Source organism: Longimicrobium sp. (assembly GCA_036377595.1).
In the GTDB taxonomy this organism is placed as follows: domain Bacteria; phylum Gemmatimonadota; class Gemmatimonadetes; order Longimicrobiales; family Longimicrobiaceae; genus Longimicrobium.
Genome location: DASUYB010000133.1, coordinates 21316 through 42660, shown reverse-complemented (window position 1 = coordinate 42660; position 21345 = coordinate 21316). Strand labels below are relative to the sequence as shown.

General features: G+C 71.4%; 21 protein-coding genes. 15 read left to right on the top strand and 6 right to left on the bottom strand.

The genetic code is table 11. The features are described from left to right. Positions 1–39: 39 nt before the first annotated feature. Positions 40–309 (bottom strand): hypothetical protein, encoded by a 270-nt coding sequence (locus VF092_24020; GenBank protein ID HEX6750382.1) that lies wholly within the window; start codon positions 307–309, stop codon positions 40–42. A 273-nt stretch (positions 310–582) separates the two neighbouring features. Here VF092_24020 and mprF point away from each other — a divergent pair, with 273 nt between their 5' ends. From mprF to VF092_23975, 9 genes are all read left to right on the top strand, one after another. Next, on the top strand, positions 583–3186 hold the full coding sequence (mprF, locus tag VF092_24015; protein ID HEX6750381.1) for a bifunctional lysylphosphatidylglycerol flippase/synthetase MprF: 2604 nt from the start codon (positions 583–585) through the stop codon (positions 3184–3186). Between the two features lie 222 nt (positions 3187–3408). Next, positions 3409–5058 carry a hypothetical protein gene (locus VF092_24010; protein HEX6750380.1) on the top strand — a complete coding sequence of 550 codons (1650 nt, stop codon included), beginning with the start codon at positions 3409–3411 and terminating at the stop codon, positions 5056–5058. A gap of 232 nt (positions 5059–5290) precedes the next feature. Continuing rightward, positions 5291–5485: a hypothetical protein gene (locus tag VF092_24005; protein HEX6750379.1), complete on the top strand. Its 195-nt coding sequence runs from the start codon at positions 5291–5293 to the stop codon at positions 5483–5485. 47 nt (positions 5486–5532) lie between these two features. Continuing rightward, on the top strand, positions 5533–5898 hold the full coding sequence (locus VF092_24000) for a hypothetical protein (GenBank protein HEX6750378.1): 366 nt from the start codon (positions 5533–5535) through the stop codon (positions 5896–5898). Between the two features lie 19 nt (positions 5899–5917). Beyond that, positions 5918–6700 (top strand): metallophosphoesterase, encoded by a 783-nt coding sequence (locus VF092_23995; protein HEX6750377.1) that lies wholly within the window; start codon positions 5918–5920, stop codon positions 6698–6700. A 66-nt stretch (positions 6701–6766) separates the two neighbouring features. Beyond that, positions 6767–7537 carry a CYTH domain-containing protein gene (locus VF092_23990; GenBank protein ID HEX6750376.1) on the top strand — a complete coding sequence of 257 codons (771 nt, stop codon included), beginning with the start codon at positions 6767–6769 and terminating at the stop codon, positions 7535–7537. A gap of 63 nt (positions 7538–7600) precedes the next feature. Further along, the gene (locus VF092_23985; GenBank protein HEX6750375.1) at positions 7601–8701 is read left to right on the top strand and encodes a hypothetical protein; all 1101 of its coding nucleotides are present in this window, start codon (positions 7601–7603) and stop codon (positions 8699–8701) included. Positions 8702–9098: 397 nt separating this feature from the next. Next, positions 9099–9980 carry an HNH endonuclease gene (locus VF092_23980; GenBank protein ID HEX6750374.1) on the top strand — a complete coding sequence of 294 codons (882 nt, stop codon included), beginning with the start codon at positions 9099–9101 and terminating at the stop codon, positions 9978–9980. Between the two features lie 70 nt (positions 9981–10050). Further along, a complete protein-coding gene (locus tag VF092_23975; GenBank protein ID HEX6750373.1) occupies positions 10051–10227 on the top strand; it encodes a hypothetical protein in 177 nt (58 codons plus the stop codon). 87 nt (positions 10228–10314) lie between these two features. On the opposite strand, the gene VF092_23970 is transcribed toward VF092_23975, so the two are convergent. Continuing rightward, positions 10315–10749: a hypothetical protein gene (locus VF092_23970; protein ID HEX6750372.1), complete on the bottom strand. Its 435-nt coding sequence runs from the start codon at positions 10747–10749 to the stop codon at positions 10315–10317. Between the two features lie 294 nt (positions 10750–11043). Between VF092_23970 and VF092_23965 the strand changes: the two genes are divergently transcribed. The 3 genes from VF092_23965 (at position 11044) to VF092_23955 (ending at position 13921) form a co-directional block, all read left to right on the top strand. After that, positions 11044–11664: a hypothetical protein gene (locus VF092_23965; GenBank protein ID HEX6750371.1), complete on the top strand. Its 621-nt coding sequence runs from the start codon at positions 11044–11046 to the stop codon at positions 11662–11664. Between the two features lie 69 nt (positions 11665–11733). After that, the gene (locus VF092_23960) at positions 11734–12456 is read left to right on the top strand and encodes a D-Ala-D-Ala carboxypeptidase family metallohydrolase (GenBank protein ID HEX6750370.1); all 723 of its coding nucleotides are present in this window, start codon (positions 11734–11736) and stop codon (positions 12454–12456) included. A gap of 319 nt (positions 12457–12775) precedes the next feature. Beyond that, on the top strand, positions 12776–13921 hold the full coding sequence (locus VF092_23955; protein HEX6750369.1) for a PPC domain-containing protein: 1146 nt from the start codon (positions 12776–12778) through the stop codon (positions 13919–13921). 470 nt (positions 13922–14391) lie between these two features. Here VF092_23955 and VF092_23950 read toward each other — a convergent pair whose 3' ends face one another. The 4 genes from VF092_23950 to VF092_23935 all read right to left on the bottom strand — a co-directional run bounded on the left by VF092_23950 (position 14392) and on the right by VF092_23935 (position 19993). Then, complete coding sequence (locus tag VF092_23950) at positions 14392–15330, bottom strand: hypothetical protein (protein HEX6750368.1); 939 nt, start codon at positions 15328–15330, stop codon at positions 14392–14394. Further along, positions 15327–15824 carry a sigma-70 family RNA polymerase sigma factor gene (locus VF092_23945; GenBank protein HEX6750367.1) on the bottom strand — a complete coding sequence of 166 codons (498 nt, stop codon included), beginning with the start codon at positions 15822–15824 and terminating at the stop codon, positions 15327–15329. Before VF092_23945 ends, VF092_23950 begins: the two co-directional genes overlap by 4 nt. A 408-nt stretch (positions 15825–16232) precedes the next feature. After that, positions 16233–16946 carry an endonuclease V gene (locus VF092_23940; protein ID HEX6750366.1) on the bottom strand — a complete coding sequence of 238 codons (714 nt, stop codon included), beginning with the start codon at positions 16944–16946 and terminating at the stop codon, positions 16233–16235. Positions 16947–17077: 131 nt separating this feature from the next. Further along, a complete protein-coding gene (locus tag VF092_23935; GenBank protein HEX6750365.1) occupies positions 17078–19993 on the bottom strand; it encodes a PAS domain S-box protein in 2916 nt (971 codons plus the stop codon). Positions 19994–20207: 214 nt separating this feature from the next. On the opposite strand from VF092_23935, the gene VF092_23930 reads away from it, so the two are divergent. The 3 genes from VF092_23930 to VF092_23920 are packed head-to-tail and all read left to right on the top strand — an operon-like array spanning position 20208 to position 21292. Continuing rightward, positions 20208–20444 (top strand): hypothetical protein, encoded by a 237-nt coding sequence (locus VF092_23930; protein ID HEX6750364.1) that lies wholly within the window; start codon positions 20208–20210, stop codon positions 20442–20444. Between the two features lie 8 nt (positions 20445–20452). Then, on the top strand, positions 20453–20800 hold the full coding sequence (locus VF092_23925; GenBank protein ID HEX6750363.1) for a type II toxin-antitoxin system PemK/MazF family toxin: 348 nt from the start codon (positions 20453–20455) through the stop codon (positions 20798–20800). Positions 20801–20830: 30 nt separating this feature from the next. Next, positions 20831–21292, top strand: a complete 462-nt coding sequence (locus VF092_23920; GenBank protein ID HEX6750362.1) for a YaiI/YqxD family protein — start codon at positions 20831–20833, stop codon at positions 21290–21292. Positions 21293–21345: the final 53 nt, after the last annotated feature.

Here is a 21345-nt window from a genome sequence, read left to right as displayed (position 1 = left end):
GATGCTCTGCCCGGACGGGTTTGGCTGTCCTGCAAGGCTTTATGCCACTCGCCTCGTCCGGAATACGATGGCTCCGTTTTCCTTCGAGGCGTAGGTCTCGTCGCGCCGGCTGGCCGCTTCGTCGATCTGGCGAACGCGTTCGCGCATCCTGACCGCGAGCGGACGGCGGTCACGCTTCTTCGGAGGGACGGCGTCGAGAACGGGGCTCCACGACATTCGTATGTCTCCCAGCCTGGGTGGAGTCGATCGCCAATTCTTGCGCCGCACGTTATTCCCTTCGTGCAGCGCCGCCGAAAGAAGCTTCAGCATGCCTACGATGAGGGCTGGTAGAGGTTTCGTGCGAATTGCACGGACGCCTGTGCATTCGATCTGATCCTACGGGAATGGTCTCACACGGAGGAAACGGAGGGAACGGAGGACTGCTCATCATCCTCCGTTCCCTCCGTTCCCTCCGTGTGAGTCATTCTGTTTGTCTGATTGCTGTCGCCAAAGCCTGGCGGAACATCCCGCTTCCGCCGCTCCGGCGCCGGGCGTACATTCGTCGGCCCACCGCAGGGCGTACACTCCGCAACCCCGCCGCGCGTGACCGATCCGACCGCGCCGTCCGCCGAACCGCCCGCGTCCGACGCCGGCACCCGCTCGCGCGTGTGGCGCTGGGTGCAGCCGCTGATCGCGCTGGCGCTGTTCGCGGCGGGGATCGCGGTGCTGCAGGCGGACCTGCGGCGCGTGAGCTACGCCACCATCCGCGCCACCCTCAAGTCGCTCCCGCACGGCGCGCTCTGGTGGGCGGTGGCGTTCACGCTGCTGAACTACGCGGTGCTCTGCCTGTACGACCTGCTGGCCTTCCGCTACATCGGGCGCAAGCAGGCGTGGTGGAAGGTGGCGCTGGCCTCGTTCACCGGCTACGCCATCAGCAACAGCGTGGGGTGGGCGGTGATCAGCGGCACCAGCGTGCGCTACCGCTTCTACTCGCGCTGGGGGCTCACCGCGGGCGACATCTCCCGCATCATCATCTTCTACAACGGGACGTTCTGGCTGGGGCTGCTGGTGCTGGGCGGCTACAGCATGGCGTTCGACCCCCACCCCGACATCGTCTCGCTCCTCGGGCCCTTCGTCGTCCACGCCCTCGGCGCGCTGATGCTGGTGATCGCCGCGGCGTACCTGCTGGCGGCGGTGTTCTGGCGCAAGCCGGTGAAGCTGGGCGGCTTCCGCGCGCCCATCCCGCCGCCGGGGACGGTGCTGCTGCAGTTCGTGCTCAGCACGGTGGACTGGGCGCTCGCGGGCGCGGTGCTGTACGTCATCATCCCGCACACGGGGCTGGACTTCGCCGAGGTGCTGTCGGCCTTCATCGCCGCGCAGCTGCTGGGGCTCATCTCCCACGTTCCCGGCGGCGTGGGGGTGTTCGAGGGGACGATGGCGTTCCTGCTGCGCGGCTACGGCGTCCCCGCGGAGCTGGTGTCGTCGCTCCTCCTCTACCGCCTGATCTACTACCTCGTCCCCCTCGCGCTCGCGCTGATCTTCCTCGTGGCGGACGAGCTGCGGCTGCGCAGGGACGCGCTGGCGCGCATCGGCGGCGCGTTCGGGGCGCTGACCGGGCAGGTGACGCCGAAGGTGCTGGCCGTCTTCACCTTCCTCGCGGGCGTCGTCCTCCTCCTCTCCGGCGCCACGCCCGTGGAGCGCGAGCGGGTGCACTGGCTGGCGCGCTACATCCCCCTCGTCGTCATCGAGACCTCGCATTTCCTGGGATCGGTCCTCGGCGTGGGGCTGCTGTTCATCTCCAACGGCGTCTATCGGCGGCTGCGCTTTGCCTGGTACGTGGCGGGCGGCGCGCTGGCGCTGGGGATCGCGGCGAGCCTGCTGAAGGGCGTGGACTACGAGGAAGCCTTCTTCCTCGCCGCGCTCCTCGCCGCGCTCGGCGTCAGCCGCCCGGCGTTCGACCGGCGCGCGGCCTTCTTCGCCGCGCGCTTCTCCCCCGGCTGGTTCGCCTCCGTGGTGGCCGTCGTGGGCGCGTCCATCTGGCTGGGGTTCTTCGCCTTCCGCCACGTGGAGTACAGCAGCGAGCTGTGGTGGCGCTTCGCGGCCAGCGCCGACGCGCCGCGCTTCCTCCGCGCTTCCGTGGGCGCGTTCGTCGCTCTCCTCGCCTTCGGTGTGCTGCGGCTGATGCGCCCCGCGCCGCCCGAGGTCGTGCAGCCGTCGCAGGAGGACCTGGAGGACGCGGGGACGCTCGTCGCCGCGCAGCCGCACACGCAGCCGTATCTCGTCTACCTCGGGGACAAGAGCCTGCTCTTCAGCCCCGGCCGCGAGGCGTTCCTGATGTACGGCGTGCAGGGGAAGACGTGGGTGGCGCTGGGCGACCCCATCGGCGACCCGGCGTGCACCAGTGCGCTCATCCGCCAGTTCTTCGGCCGCTGCGACGACTTCGGCGGCATCCCCGTGTTCTACCAGGTGGGGAAGGACCGGCTGCACCAGTACGCCGACTTCGGCCTCACCTTCGTGAAGCTGGGGGAAGAGGCCTTCGTCTCGCTGGACGCGTTCGGGCTGGAGGGGGCCGAGCGGAAGCCGCTGCGGCTGGTGCTCAACCGCTTCGCGCGCAGCGGGATGCGCTTCCGCATCGTCCCGCGCGGCGAGGTGGAGGCGGTGCTGCCGGAGATCCGCCGCGTGTCGGCCGACTGGCTGGCGCACAAGGCGGTGGCGGAGAAGGGCTTCTCGCTCGGCTTCTTCGACGAGGGGTTCGTCCGCCGCTTTCCCGTGGCGGTGATCGAGAGCGAGGGGCGGGTGGAGGCCTTCGCGACGGTGTGGCCGGGGGCGGACGGGACGGAGCTGTTGGTGGACCTGATGCGCTACCGTTCCACCGCGCCGAAGAACGTGATGGAGGTGCTGCTGCTGCAGGTGATGCTGTGGGGGAAGGAGCAGGGCTACCGGCGCTTCAACCTGGGGATGGCGCCGCTCTCCGGGCTGGAGATGAGCGCCGTGGCCCCGGTGTGGACGCGCATGGGCAACTGGCTGTTCGAGCGCGGCGGCGCGCTCTACAACTTCCAGGGGCTGCGGCTCTACAAGGAGAAATTCCACCCGCAGTGGGAGCCGAGATACCTGGCGTATCCTGGTGGGCTCAACCTCCCGCGCATCATGGCCGACGTCTCCGCGCTGATCGCCGGCGGCTACCGCCGCATCTTCCGCCGGGGTTGACGCGAGGGCGCGTGGGGAGCGAGCGCCGCACGCTGTCCATCTCCTGTCCCGGAACGTGAGGTCGACGGGGGAGGGGATCGAGAGGAGGGACGGGAGAATCGCAGGCGCGGCGCGGTCTTTCGGGAGATGGGGAGATCCGGAGCGGAATGGCGCGGTCCGTGCGCCCAAGGGGATGCTCACGGTGACGTGATCCCACCACCGCTCCTTGGACAGGAGATCTCCATGCGCAGACGCATCGCCCTCCTTCCCCTCCTCGCGCTCGGCATCTCCGCCGCCCCCGCCGCGTCGGCGCAGGGCGGCGGGAACACGGTTCCCCGCGAGTTGCTGCACGCGCTGCTCTTTCCATTCACGATACGCGGCCAGCCAGAGCCGGAGATCGTGGTCGGCCGGCGGCCGGCGTCGTTCCCCGCCAGCCTCCTCCCCCCGGCGGCCACGGTGGTGGGCGGCGTGCCGGGACGGAGCGGCGGCCGGCTGCTCCTCACCGTTCCCCAGCCGCCCGCCGAGGCGATCGCCGGCTGGAAGACGCAGCTCGAGCGCGCGGGGTGGCACGCGAGCGACGATCCGTCGCTGCGCCCCTCCCCGGCGATGCCCACGCTCGCCCTGTGCGGGCCGGGCCGGGAGATGCTGACGGCCTGGGCCACGCCCCGCCCGCAGGGCGGGAGCGAGATCCAGCTGTCGGCGGTCCTGGAGAACGTGCCTGAGCTCCCCTGCTCGGGCGTGCGGCGCCCGCTCCCCCGCGACGTGCCCTTCCCCCCGATCCACGCGCCCGAGGGGGTGGAGATGATGGGGAGCGGGGGCGGTGGCTCCGCCGACTACCACGATGCCGAAGGGCGGATGCGCTCCACCCGGGCGCCCGCCGAGCTCGCGGCGGATCTCGTCGGGCAGCTGCGCAAGGCGGGGTGGACTGCCGCCGACCCTCGCGGCGACGCCGGCGGCGCCACCGCGTGGGCGGAGATGCGCGACGCGGGGGGGAGGAGCTGGCGCGCGCTGGTGGCAGTGCTAAAGGTGGACGAGGGCCAGCGCTTCTACGTGGTGCGCGTGTCGGGCGCGTCGACGGAACCGCGGCACGGCGAGGTGGAATGGGGCCCCGCCGCGCGCGCACAGGGGCCGCCGGTGCCCGGCCGGCTGGCCCGCGCGCTCCTGGTGCACCCCCGCGGGAACGGGGAGGTGGAAGAGCCGGTGTTCACGGCCGGACGGCTGCCGCCGGAGCTGGCCTCCGCGCCGCTCCCGCCCGGGGCGCGCGTCCTGGGCGGCGCATCGTACGCCGACGAGGCCACGGGGGTGGCGTTCGTCCCCGGCGACGTGAACGGGGTGCTCGCCGCGTATTCCGAGGCGCTCCAGCGCGCCGGATGGCTGCCCAACTCCAGCGACCGACTGGCTTTCCTCGGCCGGCCGGCCCCCGCGTTTCCCACGGAGTTCTGCACCCCCGAAGGCCGTTCCGTCCACGTGACCGCGATTCCGGTTCGCGACGGAGGCGGCTATCTGACGCTGGAGAGCAACGGCGCCGCGGGGTCGTGCAGGCGCGAGTGGGTCGAGGCGTTCCGCGAGATCCCGCTGCCGGCGCTCCCCGCTCCCGATGGCGCCCGGCAGACCTCGGGAGGCGGCGGAGGCGGCAGCCAGTACGACTGGGAGGCGTCGGGGCGGCTGGAGACCGCGCTCACCCCCGCCGCGCTGGTGGAGTACTACGCCGGGCTCCTGCGCCAGGCCGGCTGGACCGTCCGCCCGTCACCGGGCGACGAGACCGGCGCCACCGCCTCCGCCGAGCTGCGCGACGCGAAGGGCGAGACGTGGCACGGGGTGATCTCCGCCGTCGCGCTCTCGCCCACCGAGCGCGAGGTGGTGGTCCGCGCCGTCCGCCCGCAGCCCTGGTAGCATCACCCCGGAGAGAACGGAAACGGCTCTCACGGAGGGCACGGAGGTCACGGAGGACTCGATTCGGTTCTCCGTGACCTCCGTGTCCTCTGTGAGAGCATTCTTTTCCAGATCGGGGGATGAACACAGGTCGGAGGCCGCGGACCGGAGCGCCGGGGAACAATCGCGGCTTGTCGAACGTCTTGATGGATGGTTACCATCCGGCATCGAGCCACGACCACGGAGCGAGCGGATGGCCAGGATGGAGCGGGACCCGAACCTTCCCGACGGGATCGTGAAGCTCCCGCCCGAGCCCGCAGACCCGCGCTCCGGCTGCGGCGCGCGGGGATGCATGGTGGCGGCGGTGGCACTGTTCGCGCTCCTGCTCCTGGCCATGGTGGCCCTCGCGCTCTTCCGCCCGTGGCAGACGCCGGTGGTCGCGCCGTAGGCCGGCGCGCCATCACCCCCCGTATCCGGAGAAGGAGCCAGAGACCGATGAGCCGCGCCGTGAAGCTGACCCTCGCCCTGTTCCTGGCCGCGCTGGGCGCCGCCGCCTGCGTGGGGAAGGGGAACAACGCGCCCGCCCCGCGCGCCGCCACCTACGTGCGCGTGGAGAACCAGGCCTGGCTGGACGTCGACGTCTTCGCGCTGTACGGCGGCACGCGCCGGCGCCTGGGGATGGTCAACGGCAACAGCACCACCACGCTGCGCATCCCCGACAGCGTGGTGGGGATCGGGCGCGCGCTGGCGTTCCTGGTCGACCCCGTGGGCAGCAGCCGCACCGGCACCACCATCAGCGAGATCTACGTGACGCCGGGGCAGGAGGTGAGCCTGACCATCCCGCCGACGCTGGGCCGTTGACGCGAACGGCGGGCGGGTGATGCGCATCTGGGCCGTGTCGGACCTGCACGCCGACTTCCGCGAGAACCGGGCGCTGCTGGAGCGCATCCCCGCCGACGAGCACCGCGGCGACGCGCTGATCGTGGCGGGCGACGTGGCCGACGACCTCTCCATCGTCACCGACGTGCTGGGGTCGCTGCGCGCCCGCTTCGCCGAGGTGTTCTTCGTCCCCGGCAACCACGAGCTGTGGGTGCGCGGCGACCCGCGCGACAGCGTGGAGAAGTTCCACGCCGTCCTCGACGCCTGCCGGACGATCGGCGTGCGCACCGCCCCCGCGCGGGTGGGCGGCGCCTGGGTCGTCCCCCTCTTCTCCTGGTACGACGCCGCCTTCGACGTGGCCGGCGAGGCGGACCACGACTCGCTCGAAGCGTGGTCGGACCTGTACTTCTGCCGCTGGCCGGGCGGCGCCGAGCGCATCGACCGGCTGTTCGCGGAGATGAACGAGCCGCACCTGCGCGACTTCGACGGCCCCGTCGTCACCTTCTCGCACTTCGTCCCCCGCCCCGACCTCCTTCCCCCGGTGCGCTGGCTCCGCTTCAAGGGGCTGCCGCTGGTGGCGGGAAGCGAGGAGATCGACGCGCAGCTCCGGCGCGCGGGGTCGTCGGTGCACGTCTTCGGGCACACGCACATCCCCGACGACCGCGTGATCGGCGGGGTGCGATACGTGCAGAACCACCTGCGCGCATCGGGCTCGGGAGAGGGCGGTCTGCTCAAGCGGGTGTGGAGCGGCGGCGAGGAGTCCGCCGTCCCCCTGTTCTGTTGAGCTTTTTGCGATTATGATGGCGCAAACCAGGCGACAATCCACGCGCACTCCGTTCCCCGGAGAAGGATGAGTCCGTCCGGCGCGCCACCGATCGAGCGCGGCACCGCGTCCGTGAACGGCATGGCGCTGCCGGACGCGCTGCTGGTGCCCGACGACTGGATGCCCAGCCTGTTCGTGAGCATCAGCCCGGAGGAGATCTCCTGGTTCGCCGCGGTGCCGGTGGCGCGCGCCGTCGAGGCGTGCAGGGCGGCCACGGGGGTGGAGCCGCGGGTGCGCCGGGTGGTGGACCGCTACTTCGACACCCCCGACCGCGCGCTGCTCCGCCGCCGCGTCTCCGTCCGCGTCCGCCAGCACGTGCACCCCCGCCGCGAGATCGCCTTCGAGATCATCGCCACGGGGTGGGGCGAGCCGTCGACCCCGCGCCGGGTGAGCGGCTACGTGCAGACCTTCGAGCGGAACCGCGAGTCGGACCTGGCGCGTCTCCTGGCGCGCTACGCCGACGCGGGATACGGGCAGGTGGCCTGCTTCGACAAGGTGCGCCACACCTTTCCCGTGCTCCCCGGCCAGAGCATGGACGCGAGCGGGACGCACGTGCAGTCGGGCGAGCTGAAGGGCGTGGGCGGCGCGCGGGGGTTCCTGCGCGTGCTGGACTTCGGGGTGAAGGTGGAGGTCGACCAGCTGCGCCACACCCCCTTCCCCGAGCCGGCGATCATCGAGGTGGACTACGACTCGGCGCACGACGACCGCGCCACCCCCATCGTGGAGGCGATCCGCGCCGCGCTGGGCCCGGCGCTGCGCGACAAGACCACCAGCAAGCTGGCCCTCCTCCCCGGCTGAGCGATCGTCCCGTTCCCCATCTCCCGAATCATCACCCGGAATCCACCCGCGAGGCGAAATCCCATGGGCGACGGTCCCGCGATGGACTACTTCCTTCCCGGCGAGCAGTTCCGCATCCGCGACGAGTGGCGGGGGCGGAACGCGGCGCCGGTGCACGGCCGCGCGCGGGTGTGGGCGCCGGCGCGGCTGCACTTCAACGTGATCGACTTCTTCCAGATGCAGCCGATGCTCCCCGGCGGCGGGGGGTTCGGCTTCTCCACCTCGGGGGTGTGCAGCGAGGTGGAGGTGGCGCTGGGCGGGGGCGGCGGCGACGGGATGCGGCCGACGGCGCGGCACCTGGCGGCGCTCTTCTGCGAGCTGGTGGGGCACGATCCCGCGGACGTGTCGGTGTCGGTCGCGCAGCGCGTGGGCCGGGTGCACGGCGGCTTCGGCTCCAACGTCACCTTCAACACCGCCGTCCTCTCCGCGCTGAACGCGCTCTTCGGCACGCCCTTCTCCGTCCCCGAGATCTGGGACATCCTGACCCAGAACTTCGTGGAGAACGCCGACATCGACGACCAGCACATCTACTGGGGGTTCGACACCGGCGTAGGCGAGGCGTGCCTGCAGTACGGCGGGCTGGTGTGGGTGGACCAGTTCGCGCGCTTCGTGGGAAGCGCCGACACTGCCGGCCTGTTCGTGGTGACGGCGGGCGGCGACACGGCGGCGCTGGCGAGCGACCGGGTGAAGGGGTTCGGGCAGGGCGGCCAGCACGGCATCGGCGACGCGGACGAGCGCGAGAGCCTGCAGTTCTGCATCGACTACCAGCGCGAGTACCACGACCGGGTGGTGGCCTTCCTGGAGCGGCGGATGAAGCCCGCGCTGCTGCGCAACGACGCGCGCGCCTTCCTCTCCCACGGCTGGGAGCTGAACGAGGTCGGCACCTACCGGATCATGGAGGACCTCTGGCGGCGCGACGTGGTGCGGGGGCTGATGCGGGTGGCGCGCGAGAACGGCGCGCTGTACGCGATGATGAGCTCCGCCGGCCCGTCGGTCTTCGCCATCGCCGAGGGGCGCGGGCGCGCGGAGGAGGTGGCGGCGGCGCTGGAGGGCGAGTTCGGCGAGTTCTACAGCGGCTTCGCCGTGGGCGAGGCGGGCGTGAAGATGCGGATCGACCTGGAGTAGCGTCCCGGCTCCTCTCGTATTTCTCTCACAGAGGGACACGGAGGCCACGGAGGATGAGATCAGTTCTCCGTGGCCTCCGTGCCCTCTGTGAGAGACTCCGTTTCCGGTGTCGGACAAAACACTGGCGCTCGCGGAGGCGACCCCCACATATTGCGATGCAGCGGTCGTCGTGCCACAGCATGGCCCACCCGCCCCGGCCGGAATCCCCCACCCGGCACACCGCACGTCTCCTGTCCGGGAGCCCTGCACTGTTTCCTGACCTTTGCGAGCGAGGACCGGGTCCCGGCCGTCACAAGCGCGTGACGGGCCGCGATTCTCTATTGGACTGACCGGTCCCTGATCGCCGCGTCGGGAGCCCGCGGGCTCCGTCCGCCGCACCCTCACCGGGGGAGTGTACGTGAGGAGAAAGCACCACAGCGGCGCACTCCAGCGCGAGCTGGAGGAGCGCATCCGAAGCGGAAGCTGCGTCTACTGCCGCGCACCCGCCGCCCCGGACCGCCCCCTCACCCGCGAGCACGTGATCCCGCGGGCGCGAGGGGGCCGCAGAAAAGACCTCCGCATCATCGTTCCCGCCTGCGCCCGCTGCAACCACCGGCGCGGCTCCCGCGAAATCGTTCTCTTCCTGCTCGACCGGCCCCGCCGGATCTCCGCCTTCCTCGAGTACCTGGGCACCCTTCCGCCCGAGACCGTCCGCCAGATCGACCTGCGCGTGTTCGCCGAGCTGTACGCGGCGCTGTGGCTGCTGGCCGACAGCGCGGCGGCGGCCGGCCCCGCGTGGCGCGACCGGCTGCGGCACCTCTGCTCCGGCCGCCGGCTGCACCGCAGACGGTACGCGGCGCGGCGCATCGTGGCCGCCGTCGGCTCGCGCCTGGAGCGCGGGCGCGACCGCGGCGCCGCGGGCGACGGGCCCAGCTGCCTCCTTCCCGCCGTGGTGCGCTCGCCCGCGCCGCCGCGGCTGGACGAGCCGCTGGCGCGCGCGATGGCCACGCTCCTGAGCACGCTCTCGCTCGCGTGGGACGTCTCGGCCGAGCGCGTGCTGGAGGAGCTGGAGCGCGAGCGCGAGCGTGCGGCCTCCGCGGCGCGCGCCCGGCGCGCCGAGCGGGACGACGGCGCGACCGCCCGATCCAACGATTCGGACGCGACCGACGTCGAAGAGGTGGAGATCGACGGCGTGCTGTCGCTGGACGGGTGGAAGCGGCGGCGCGGCCGGAGGCGCAGGACGCGCGTGGACCAGCGCGGCGGGCGGGGTGTGAGCCGGAGGCGCGGCCGCGCGGCGTGAGAAATGCGGCGTTTTTTACCCGCCGGACATCCTCTGGCGGGATGAGGGGCACCTCTGCACGGGAGGGTAGATGCAGATCGTCAACACCGGACCCAGCGCACTCGGCGGCCGGGCGTCGATCGCGGAAATCGCGATCCTGGCGGTGCTGGTCGTCCTCAGCCTGGTGGCGGCCTGGCGCTTCTACGTGCACTGGAGCGGCCGCGAGAAGTCGGACGTGAACGACCTGCACTTCTCCCACCGCAAGTAGCGTCCACGGGACCACACGCCGAAGCGGGCGACGATGGCGCGTCGCCCGCCTTTCCGCACTTCGCCCATCTCTCCCGGATTCCGCAGCTCAGAACCAGCGGCCGTAGCCCGCGCGGTAGTTGGGGAAGCCCCAGTCGTAGCGGTCGTGGTGGCGCTCCCAGTCCATCGGCCACTCGCCGCGCCAGGTGCGCGTGCCGCCGACGGTCTGGTACGGGCCGTGGTACGCGCGCATGTCGCCGATCCGGCCGATGCGGTCGCCGCCGTAGGGCACGTAGTTGACGGGCCGCTCGCCCGGATGCTGCTCGCGCACGTAGTCCAGGTTGTAGCGCGCGGTCACCCGGTTAGGGAGCGGCGTCGGCCGGTACGGCGAATCGTATCCCACCCCTCGCCCGCCGTAGTCGTGCGTGCCGTAGTCGCGCCCGTAGCCGCCGCCCGCGAAGCGCGTCCGCACCGGCTCGCGCCAGCGCGACGCCTGCGGCCATCCCCGCAGCCCGTAGTCGTATCCCCGGTCGTAGCCTCGCATCGCCCTTCCTCCTTCGTCCGGTTGCCAGAGGCCGGGCGGGAGGCGCAATCCCCGTTCCCATGAGATTCCAGGGATTCGATTTCTCACGCGGAGCCGCGGAGCCGCGGAGAACACCCCAACAGAACTGAATCACACGGAGGAAACGGAGGGAACGGAGGAACTCATCGCAGTTCTCCGTTTCCTTCGTTCCCTCCGTGTGATTCAATCGTTGGCAGTTCGCGCTCTCCGCGTCTCCGCGCCTCCGCGTGAGCCATCTGTTCTTGTCGGTCCTGTCCGTGCATGTACGTTCAGTCCATGACCCGGCTGAACGAGCTCGCGCGCGAGTACGAGGAGCGGCACTACCCGCCCACGCGGCGGCTGGACCTGCACGGCGAGGGGCCGCAGACCGCCCGCGACCGCGCGCTGCGCTGGATCCAGACCTTCGCGCACGAGCAGCCCGGCGCCGACCTGCTGCTGATCGTGGAGCGCGCCCGCCGCGCGGGGCACCACAAGGGGCCCGTGCGGCTGGAGGTGGAGAAGCTGCTGAAGGAGCTCGAGGGCGGGCTGATCGAGTGGTGGCAGCCCTTCGCGGACGGGAGCCTGGCGCTGCGCATCGCCCGCGAGCCGCGGCGGTGGACGTCGCCGGTGAAGACGCCCGAGGCCAAGAAGGGCGAGGGGCGCACGCCGGAGACCGCGGGCGCGAAGTACCTCCCCCCGCAGGCCGACATCCCGCCCGAGCTCCTCCCCGTCGCCACGCGCGCGGCCGAGCTGCGGCGCACTCGCGAGGGGCTCGCCGTGTCCCTGGCCGACGTGGTGCTGCGCGGCATCTGGAACGACGCGCAGGCCCGCGCCTTCGACGAGGGCGTGTCGTGGGAGCAGGCGCTGCGCGAGGTGCTGCAGGCCGAGGAGCGCGCGATCTACGAAGACGAGGAGTGATCCCGATCTCGACAAAACAGCATCACACGGAGGGAACGGCGGCGGGCGGCGGAACGGCTGACGCGTCAGATGTGGCTCGCGCGAAACGTGGAGCGGCTGGAACAGGGGGATTTGATGCGCGAACGCCGATGGTCCCGATGGGTCGTGTCGCTCACGGTGCTCGCCGCAGGGTGTGTCGCGGCGCGCAGTCCCGTGGCGACCGAGGCCGAGTTCCGCCGATGGAGCAGTGAGGCCCCCGCCAGGGCCGAAGCCTTTGCTCGTTTCGAGGCAATGCTGAGCACCGCTGGCGTGGGAGGCGTCGTTCCTGCGTACGATCTGTGGATCGCCGACCGTTTAAGACCGAAGTGCCTCGTCGAGCCCTTTGTCGCTCCACCCGACAGGGACTGGGCGAACATTGTCCCGGTGTTGCGCTTCATCCGCGATCACGTCAAGCCCGCGATTGGTGATGTGCGCGTCGTTTCGGCTTATCGCGATCCGGCGTTCAATACCTGCGTGGGCGGGGCGCCGGCCAGTACACACAAGGAATTCCATGCCATCGATCTGCTTCCCGTGGACCGCGCGGTCACGCGTGATCGTTTGATTTCCACATTGTGCGCCATTCACCAGCGAGAAGGCGCGCGCGCCAGGATCGGCCTTGGAATCTATGGCGGCCGGCGTTTTCATATCGACGCGCGCAGCTATCGCGGTTGGGGCGCCGATCGTCGCAGTGCTTCATTTCCCTGTCGGGCCAGCGGCGTCCCGGCTCCATCCAGAGGTCCCGCAATCGGGAAAATCACCCGATCCCACAAGTAGGGGCGCGATTCATCACGCCCGGCCGATCTCGTGGATGCGCCGCGGTGTGCGATGTTCCGATGCCACCCCGTGCAGCCGACCGCTATTCTCCCGGCAGACCGAGGCGGCGCCGGGACTCGCATTTTCGCGTTTTCACGGGGGGCGCCGACGGATGAAAGTCTTTTCTTTTCAACGCTGAACGATAGATTGCCGGACCGCGGGCCCGGCGCGGCAACACTGGCGCGGCGCCGGGTACAACACCGAGGACCCGACACGAAGCCGGCAGGCGCCGGCTCTCCCTTCCGCCCTCCAGACACCCCTTCCCACAACGGTGAGCTCCATGAGACGGATGCAGTGCGTGGCGGCGGCTGCCGCCGCGTGCGCGGTGCTGGCTGCCCTGCCCGCGCACGCCCAGCGCTCGGCCCCCCCGCGGCAGATCCGCGTGGGCCAGACGATCAACGGCACCCTGGCCGAGACCGACCCCAACACGACGGAGAAGGGCCGCTTCCACGTCTACAACTTCACCGCGCGCAAGGGGCAGCGGCTGGTGGCCACCATGCGCTCCAAGGACTTCGACGCCTACCTGACCATCGCGCGGACGATCGGCGGCATCACCGACGCGCTGGCCACCGACGACGACCGCGGCGGCGACACCGACGCCCGCGTGCGCTTCGAGGTGCCCGACGACGGCAACTACATGATCGTGGCCCAGTCGCTGTCCGAGGACGGCAAGGGCGCGTACACGCTGTCGCTCGAGGCGGCCGCCCAGCCCACCACCGCGGCGCCGCGCCCCATCCGCGTGGGGCAGAGCGTGAGCGGGCGGCTGGCCGACACCGACGCGCTCCTCGACGACGACTCGTACTACGACACCTGGACGATCAGCGCCACGCACGGTCAGCGGCTGCAGATCGAGATGCAGGCCGACTCGTTCGACACCTTCCTGCACTTCGGGAAGATGGAGGACGGCGAGTTCAAGTCGCTGCAGACCGACGACGACGGCGGCGGCGGCACCAACTCGCGCATCCGCGCCACCATCGCCGAGGACGGCGAGTACGTGATCCGCGCCAACTCGGTGCACGCGGGCGAGACCGGCCCGTACACGCTGGCGGTCACCGAGCGCGAGGCCGGCCCCACCACGGCCACCCCGCGCGAGATCGAGCCGAACACCGACGTCACCGGCAACCTCGACGACAGCGACCCCACCGGCGAGGACGGCTCGTACTACGACTACTGGACCTACCACGGGCGCTCGGGCGAGCGGCTGAAGATCACGATGTCGTCGGAGGACTTCGACACCTACGTGTCGATCGGCACGGTGCAGGGCGGCACCTTCAACGAGATCAGCTCCAACGACGACGGCCCCGAGGGCACCAACTCGCTGCTGGAGGTCACGCTCCCCTCCACCGGCACCTTCACCATCCGCGCGAAGGCGCTCAGCGGCGAGAACGAGGGCGAGTACCACCTGAAGGTCGAGCCGCAGCGGTAAGCGCCGAGGCTCGACCTCTGATTCCAGTCGGCATGACGAAAGCCCCGCCGGGTCGACCGGCGGGGCTTCGTTGCGACGGGACGCGAAGTCGCGGACCGACGTGGCGCCCTCTCCGGCTCGCCTGGGCTCGCCACCTCTCCCGTACCGGGAGAGGTAGTCGCTCCGGCATCTGCGCGGCTTCGACGGGCATCCTGCCCGCCCGGCTGGCCCCCTCCCCCGGCCCCTCCCGCTGCGCAGGGGAGGGGAGACCTCAGCGCGGACGCGAGTTCGGCGCGAAAAACCATGTCCTTTCACCCTCCCCCCAGCCGGTTTTGGGGGGAGGGTCGCGCGCAGCGCGGGGGTGGGGGGCAGGGATGCCGCGGCCGCGCCGTCGTTCGCCGCGCAGTCGATAAGGTTTTCGTCGGACATGAAGAACCGCCCGGCGCGGTGGAATCGCGCCGGGCGGGTGGGTTGTTCGTGAGGGGATGTGGCTACTGGTCCTCCAGCACCGACAGCTGCAGCGGGATGGTCCAGATCCACTCCTGCTTGCTCTTGGAGATGGCCACCCGCACCTCGGGCCCGTCGGCCACGCGCACCCGGATCATCCGGTAGCGCGAGGGGATGACGATCATGTAGTCGGCGCGCGACTCGGGGGTGTTGCGGATCTCCAGGCCGTCGGCCGTGGGGATCAGCCCCTCGCCGCGGTAGTGCGCCCACACCTGGCCGCTGGCGCGCGGCGCCGTCCGGCGGAAATGCAGCGTGGCCCCGCCGAAGGCCTGCACCGAGTGGAACACCAGCGTCACGTCGGGCCCGCGCGGCGTGAAGGTGACCGGCGCCGACATCCCCGGCTTGATGGGCGGCGCCTCCGCCGCGCGCGACGCGCTCCGCGTGACCTCGGGCGCGGTGCGCGTGGCGGCGTCGGTGCTGGGCGGGGCGGCCATCACCGGCTGGGGCGCCTGCGCCAGCGTGGGCGTCTCGGCGGGGAGCACCCTCTCTTCCCCCAGCCATTCCACCAGGCGCGTGGCCAATGGGCCCGGCTCGCGTCCGGCCAGGCGCACCACGCCGCCGGCCACGAAGGCGCGGCCGGGCTCGGTGCCCAGCCCCACGCCCAGCAGCAGCAGCACCGCCGCGGCGGCGCGCAGCGACGGCGAGGTGAGCGGCGCCATCCGCCGGCGGCGGAAGCGCGCGCGGTCGACGGCGGCCAGCGCCACCGCGCGCTTGCCGTCGTCGGGCATGGCGGCGGGGAGGAGGCTCAGCCACTCCTTCACCACCGCGTTCTTCTGCTGATAGGCCTCCAGCCGGGCCGTGCACTCGGCACAGGTCCGCAGGTGCGCGCCCATGATGCGGTGCGCCTCGCGGTCCAGCTGGTGGTCCATGTATCGGATCAGGTCCTCGTCACCGGGGTGGCGGGACGCTGCGAACAGACTCATCTCAGGCTCTCCGAGGTTGGAGCGAGCTCGCCCGCGAGCTTGTTCAGCGCGCGCGCGATCATGGTGCCCACCGACCCCGTCGTGGTGCCGACCGCGTCGGCGATCTCGTGGTGGGCGACACCCTCTTCCCTCATCAGGAGCACGGTCCTTTCCTTCCAGCTCAGCCGGTCGAGCGCCGCGCGCACCAGCTTGCGGCGCTCCGCGCTCTCGGCCGCGTCGTCGGGCCCCTGCGCCACGTCGCCCATCGGCGCGCGGTCGGGAGATCCCATGAGCAGCGTCATCCACCGGGCGCGCGCCCGGGCGGTGTCGCGCACGACGTTGGTGGCCACGGCGAAGAGCCAGGCCCGCACGTGCCGGTCCTGCGGCGGGCGCTCGACCAGCCGGACGAACGCCTCCTGGGCGGCGTCGGCCGCCAGGTCCGCGTCGCCCGTGAGCCGCACGAGGTACCTGTACAGCCCATCGTAGTGCTGCAGGAAGAGCTGGGTAACGTTCAAGCGCTCTTCCGGGGAAGGTGTTCCTGATGACAATTCTGAAGCGTCCGTTGCTGCCGTGCGCTTCCGGGGACCGCACTGGAACGAGCCGGACTGCTCGTTTCTGACCGATGCGGCGCGGTCGCGAGGGGGCGGTTGACGGGGATGTGGGGAAGGGTCCGCGGGGCCTGCTCTTCTACAATACCACGCCCCGCGCGCGAACGGCAGGGGATGCGGGAACAGGGGAGAGGGAGATTGGAGGATCGGGAGATCGGGGATCCATGCTGGCGCGACACACCGACACTCGTTCCGTACGGATGCAGTCCGCGAAGGCGGACTTCTCGATTTTCCAGCGGGGGGTTTCAACCCACCGGAGATGGCGGACTGCTGCTCACGGTCTCGGATCGGCCATCATCCTCAATCCACCGGCGATCAACCCACCGGGGAGTCCGCCTTGACCGCCCGCTTGTGCGCCCGGCGGGCGTCGTTCACCAGCTGGTGCGCGCGGCGGGTCGTCTCCGGCTGGCGGAAGCGGCTGAGGCGCAGGATCAGCTCCACCGCGGTGCCGAGATCCATCCGGTGGCCGGCGGAGACGTAGACCGGGTGCTTCCCGTCGCGCGTGCGCAGCGCCACGCCGACCGTCTCGCCCTTGTCGACGATCTCCGCGGTCGATCCGCGTGCCTCGCCCAGCGGCCCGTGCTCGCCGATGAACATCGTCTTCGCGCAGCCGATGGTGGGCAGGTCCAGCAGCACGCCGCCATGGCACGCCAGCCCGAAGCGCCGCGGATGCGCGTAGCCGTGCGCGTCGAACACCACCACGTCGGGGCGGCGCTCCAGCTTCTCCCACGCGGCGGCGAGCGCCGGCAGCTCGCGGAAGGAGAGGTAGCCGGGAACGTACGGGAAGCGGAGATCGACGACGGCGCTCGCTTCCTCCACCGTCTCCATCGTCTCCAGGTCGAGCGTGACCACGCCCGCGAACCCCACGCGGCTGAAGCGGTCCGCCGACACGTCCGCGCCCGCGACCAGCCGCGGCGCGAACCCCGCCGGCGCGCCCATCACCAGCCGCTCGCACAGCGCGATCTGCACCTCGCGCGCCTCGGCCACCTTCAAGTCCCACGGGTGGAGATCGAGAAACCCGGCGTTCATCCAAGCCCTCCGTTCATCGCTTTCAAGGTCAAAAACTGCTTTGCCTCACGCAGAGGAGCAGAGGCAGCGGAGGTGAGTTCTCTGCTGCCTCTGCTCCTCTGCGTGAGCCCCTTCAAGTTCGCCGTTTTTCCTCACACCGGCAGACGCACCGTGAATACGCTCCCACACCCCTCCGCCGGCGCGATGGTCACGTCGCCGCCGAGCAGGCGCGCGAGCTCGCGGCTGACGGTGAGGCCCAGGCCGGTGCCCGCCACGGTGCGCGTCTTGGCGTCGTCCACCTGGCGGAAGGGCTCGAAGATCAGCTCGTGGTGCTCGGGCGCCACGCCCACGCCCGTGTCGCGCACGTGCAGCAGCACCGCGCCGTCCGCCCGCTCCACCGCGAACGACACGCTGCCGCCGGGGGTGAACTTCACCGCGTTCCCCAGCAGGTTCACCAGGATCTGCCGCAGCTTGCGCGGGTCGGTGCGCAGCGTGGGCGGGTCGATCTCGGCGGGGACGTGGAAGAGCAGCCCCTTCTCGCGCGCCAGCGGCTCGATGATGGCGCTCACCTCGCTGGCCAGCGAGGCCAGGTCCACCTCCTCCAGCTCCGGCCGCTCGCGCCCGGCCTCGAGGCGCGAGAAGGTGAGGATCTCCTCGATGATCGACAGCAGGTGGCGCGACGCCAGCCGGATGCGCTCCACGTGCCCCTGCGCGCTGACCGGGATCGGGTCGGGGATCCCCATCAGCAGCAGGTCGACGTAGCCGATCATGGCGTTCAGCGGCGTGCGCAGCTCGTGGCTCATCGTCGCGAGGAAGCCCGCCTTCGCGCGGTTGGCGGCCAGCGCCTCCTCGTACAGCCGCGCGTTCTCGATCGCGGTGGCCGCGCGGTGCGCCAGCTCCTTCGCCAGCGGCACGTCGTCGGGGGTGAAGCGGCGTCCCGACTCGGCCTGTACCAGCGAGAGCACGCCGAACGTGCGCCCCGCCGCCGACAGGGGGACGGAGATGTACGAGCGGAAACCGACGCGGAGCAGGGTCTCGCGATGCTCGTCGCTCTGCGCCATCAGGTCGGCGAACTCCGGGGGGATGTCGAACACCACCTCGGGCTCGCCCGTGCGCAGCACCTGCGCGGTGCCGTGCGGCGCGGCGGGGTCCACGGGGTGCTTCCGCAGCGATTCGGCCGCGAGCGCCACCATCTCCGGGTCCGAATGCCCGGCCGCGAGGAGCCGGATGCCGCCGTCGTCGTCCTTCACCTCCACGAAGCACCAGTCCGCCAGCGCGGGCACGGCCAGCGCGGAGAGGGTGCGCACCGTCTCGCGATGGTCGAGCGAGGCGGCCAGGCGGCTGCTGGCCTCGGCCAGCACGGCCAGGCGCCGGCGCGCCTCCTCGGCGCGGTCGCTGGCGCCGCGCAGCTCCAGGTTGGCCGTGCGCAGCTCCGCGGCCAGCCGGCGCGACTCGTCCACGCGCACCTGCAGCGCCTCGGCCTTCTCGGCCAGCTGGCGGGCCAGCCCCGCGGCCTCGTCGGCGCGGGCCTCGGCCTCGCGGCGGGCGTCGGCCAGCTCGCGGGCCGCGCGCTCGCGCCCGGTGACCTCGGCCACGTGGCTGACCACGCCGTACACGCGCCCCTCGCCGTCCAGCAGCGGCTCGTAGGCGTAGTCCACCACGTGCTCCTCTGCCTCGCCGTCGCCGTCCGCGTCCCACCACGCGGAGACGCCGGCGGAGGAGACGGGCTCGCCGGTGCGGTAGACGCGCTCCAGCTCGTCCACGAACCCCTGCCGGGCCAGCTCGGGAAGCGCGTCGCGCGCCGGCATCCCCATCACCTCGCGCGGGCCGATCAGCCGGCCCATGGCATCACTGAGCGCCACGAACACGAGCTCCGGGCCCTCGTGCACCGAGACGGCCGCGGGCATCTGCGCCAGCACCCGGCGCAGGCGCACGCGCTCGCTCTCGCGCGCGGCCTCGGCGCGCACGCGCTCGGTCACGTCCTGCGTGGCGCCCACCATCCGCACCGGGCGCCCGTCGTCTCCATAGAGCAGGTAGGCGCGGTCCTCCACCTGCGCCCAGCTGCCGTCGGCGCGCAGGTGGCGGTAGCGGTCGGTCCACACCTCGGCGCGGCGGCGGATGGCCTCGTGCACGCCGTCGACCACGCGCATGCGGTCGTCGGGGTGGATGTGGTCGTACCACCAGTTCGCGTCGGGGTCCACGTCGTCGGGGCGGAACCCCAGCACCTGGCGGATCGAGTTGCCGAAGCGCACCTCGTCCGTCGCCAGGTCCCAGTCCCACACCACGTCGCGCGTGGCCAGAGTCGCGAGGCGGTACCGCTCCTCGCTCTCGCGCAGCGCCGCCTCGGCCATGCGGCGGTCGTGGATGTCGTTGAACACGCCCACCCACTCGCGCACGCCGCCGTCCGGCTCCAGCACGGGCACCCCGCGCGCGATGAACCAGCGGTACGAGCCGTCCTGCAGCCGCAGCCGGTACTCGGCCTCGTAGACGGTGCGCCCCTCCTGCGCCCGGTACCAGGCGTCCAGCACGCGCTCGCGGTCGTCGGGGTGGACCGCCCACGACCATCCCTCCTCGCGCACCTCCTCCACCGTCTGCCCGGTGAGGTGGCGCCAGAAGGGCATGTCGACGACCATCCCGCGCGCGTCGGTGGTCCACACCATCTGCGTCCCCGCCTCCACCAGCGAGCGGTAGCGCTCCTCGGACCGCCGCAGCGCCTGCTCCGTCTCCCCGTCTCCCGCGGCGATCTCGCGCACGATCGCCATCCCCCCGCACACCTCGCCCGCCTCGCCGCGCAGCGGCACCGTGCGCACCTCGACACGGAAGTCGCTGCCGTTCAGGGAGATGGAGATCTCCCGCGGCGCCGTCTCCTCGTCTCGCGGGTCAGGGAGATGGGGGATGAAGGCGGTGGCGCGGCGGCCCAGCGCCCCGGCGGCGGGGATGCCGGTAAGGCGCTCCATCGCGGCGTTCCAGAAGGAGATGCGCAGCTCGCGGTCGTACGCCGCCACGCCGTCGGGAAGCGCGGCGAGGAGGGAGAGGGCGGGCGCCGGCGCGGCGGCGAGGTCGGTCATGCGGAAGATGCGGGGGAGCACGACACCGCGGCGGCGCCCGTCCGTCCACGCGAATTCGAGGACGCAGGCGGGACGCACCCGCGGGGGCGGATTACGCCCGGAGGTCGTATCCCCTAAGATGCAAGAAACGCCCGTTCGTGAGAAGGTGGGAACGCCGGTGCATGATCTCGGGTGGCAGATTGAACCAGCGGTATAACTCAGTTATACTTCACTCATGAAAACCGCTATCTCCGTTCCCGACGAACTCTTCTCCGCGGCCGATGCCCTCGCCGGTCGTCTCGGTATGAGCCGAAGCGAACTCTACGCCAACGCTGTAGCCGAGTACCTTTCAAGGCACATCGCTGAGGACATAACCGCGCGGATCAACGAGGTGTATGCATCCGAGCCGAGCGCACTCGACCCCGCGATGCGACGGGCGCAGCGGCGGACGCTACTCCGCGAAGAGTGGTAACAGCGGCGATGGAGATTCACCGTGGAGAGGTCTGGTGGGCCGACCTCGAGGAGCCACGTGGCTCCGAACCGGGATACCGACGCCCGATCGTCATCATCCAATCCGACCCCTTCAATCGGAGCAACATCGCGACGGTTCTCGGAGCCGTACTCACGAGTAGCCTCCGCCTCGCGGATGTCCCGGGGAACGTCTTTGTCCCCGCAAGGACAGCCGGTCTGCGGAAGGACTCCGTGATCAACGTGTCGCAGCTCGTCACAGTTGATCGTGAGTTCCTCGGCGTCCGGATCGGCCGCCTCCCAGAGCGGCTGATGGCTGCGGTGGATGCCGGTCTCAAACTGATCCTGGATCTCTCCTGACCCGCCTGCGCATTTCCGCCTCGAGCAACAATGAAGCTGTGGATCGACGCGGACGCGGCGCCGCGCGACGTGAAGGAGATCGTCTTCCGCGCGGCCAGGCGGCTGCAGGTGGAGGCGGTGCTGGTGGCCAACCAGCGGCTGGCGCCGCCGCCGGGGAACCCGTTCGTCAGCGCGGTGCGGGTGGAGGGCGGGCCCGACGTGGCCGACCGCCACATCGCCGAGCACGCCGCGCCCGGCGACCTGGCGGTGACGGCCGATATCCCGCTGGCCGCCGCGCTGGTGGAGAAGGGCGTGAAGGTGCTGGACCCGCGCGGCGAGGAGTACAGCGCCGAGAACGTCGGCGAGCGGCTGGCCGTGCGCGACTTCATGGACGGCCTGCGCGGCGCCGGCGTGGAGACCGGCGGCGCGCGCCCCTACGGCGACCGCGACAAGCAGGCCTTCGCCGCGGCGCTGGACCGCACGCTCACGCGCCTCCTCCGCGCGCGATCATAGCCGGGTGGACCTCACGCGGAGACGCGGAGCCGCGGAGAACAGAGGCGACGCTG

What these genes read in the sequence shown, in the direction of transcription:
- VF092_24020 (HEX6750382.1), bottom strand. Translation starts at nt 309, where the DNA reads ATGCTGAAGCTTCTTTCGGCGGCGCTGCACGAAGGGAATAACGTGCGG.
- VF092_24005 (HEX6750379.1), top strand. Translation starts at nt 5,291, where the DNA reads ATGGCCAGGATGGAGCGGGACCCGAACCTTCCCGACGGGATCGTGAAG.
- VF092_23995 (HEX6750377.1), top strand. Translation starts at nt 5,918, where the DNA reads ATGCGCATCTGGGCCGTGTCGGACCTGCACGCCGACTTCCGCGAGAAC.
- VF092_23925 (HEX6750363.1), top strand. Translation starts at nt 20,453, where the DNA reads ATGGAGATTCACCGTGGAGAGGTCTGGTGGGCCGACCTCGAGGAGCCA.
- VF092_24000 (HEX6750378.1), top strand. Translation starts at nt 5,533, where the DNA reads ATGAGCCGCGCCGTGAAGCTGACCCTCGCCCTGTTCCTGGCCGCGCTG.
- VF092_23985 (HEX6750375.1), top strand. Translation starts at nt 7,601, where the DNA reads ATGGGCGACGGTCCCGCGATGGACTACTTCCTTCCCGGCGAGCAGTTC.
- VF092_23990 (HEX6750376.1), top strand. Translation starts at nt 6,767, where the DNA reads ATGAGTCCGTCCGGCGCGCCACCGATCGAGCGCGGCACCGCGTCCGTG.
- VF092_23935 (HEX6750365.1), bottom strand. Translation starts at nt 19,993, where the DNA reads ATGACCGACCTCGCCGCCGCGCCGGCGCCCGCCCTCTCCCTCCTCGCC.
- VF092_23930 (HEX6750364.1), top strand. Translation starts at nt 20,208, where the DNA reads ATGAAAACCGCTATCTCCGTTCCCGACGAACTCTTCTCCGCGGCCGAT.
- VF092_23950 (HEX6750368.1), bottom strand. Translation starts at nt 15,330, where the DNA reads ATGAGTCTGTTCGCAGCGTCCCGCCACCCCGGTGACGAGGACCTGATC.
- VF092_23965 (HEX6750371.1), top strand. Translation starts at nt 11,044, where the DNA reads ATGACCCGGCTGAACGAGCTCGCGCGCGAGTACGAGGAGCGGCACTAC.
- VF092_23920 (HEX6750362.1), top strand. Translation starts at nt 20,831, where the DNA reads ATGAAGCTGTGGATCGACGCGGACGCGGCGCCGCGCGACGTGAAGGAG.
- VF092_23960 (HEX6750370.1), top strand. Translation starts at nt 11,734, where the DNA reads ATGTGGCTCGCGCGAAACGTGGAGCGGCTGGAACAGGGGGATTTGATG.
- VF092_23970 (HEX6750372.1), bottom strand. Translation starts at nt 10,749, where the DNA reads ATGCGAGGCTACGACCGGGGATACGACTACGGGCTGCGGGGATGGCCG.
- VF092_23955 (HEX6750369.1), top strand. Translation starts at nt 12,776, where the DNA reads ATGAGACGGATGCAGTGCGTGGCGGCGGCTGCCGCCGCGTGCGCGGTG.
- VF092_23940 (HEX6750366.1), bottom strand. Translation starts at nt 16,946, where the DNA reads ATGAACGCCGGGTTTCTCGATCTCCACCCGTGGGACTTGAAGGTGGCC.
- VF092_23975 (HEX6750373.1), top strand. Translation starts at nt 10,051, where the DNA reads ATGCAGATCGTCAACACCGGACCCAGCGCACTCGGCGGCCGGGCGTCG.
- VF092_24010 (HEX6750380.1), top strand. Translation starts at nt 3,409, where the DNA reads ATGCGCAGACGCATCGCCCTCCTTCCCCTCCTCGCGCTCGGCATCTCC.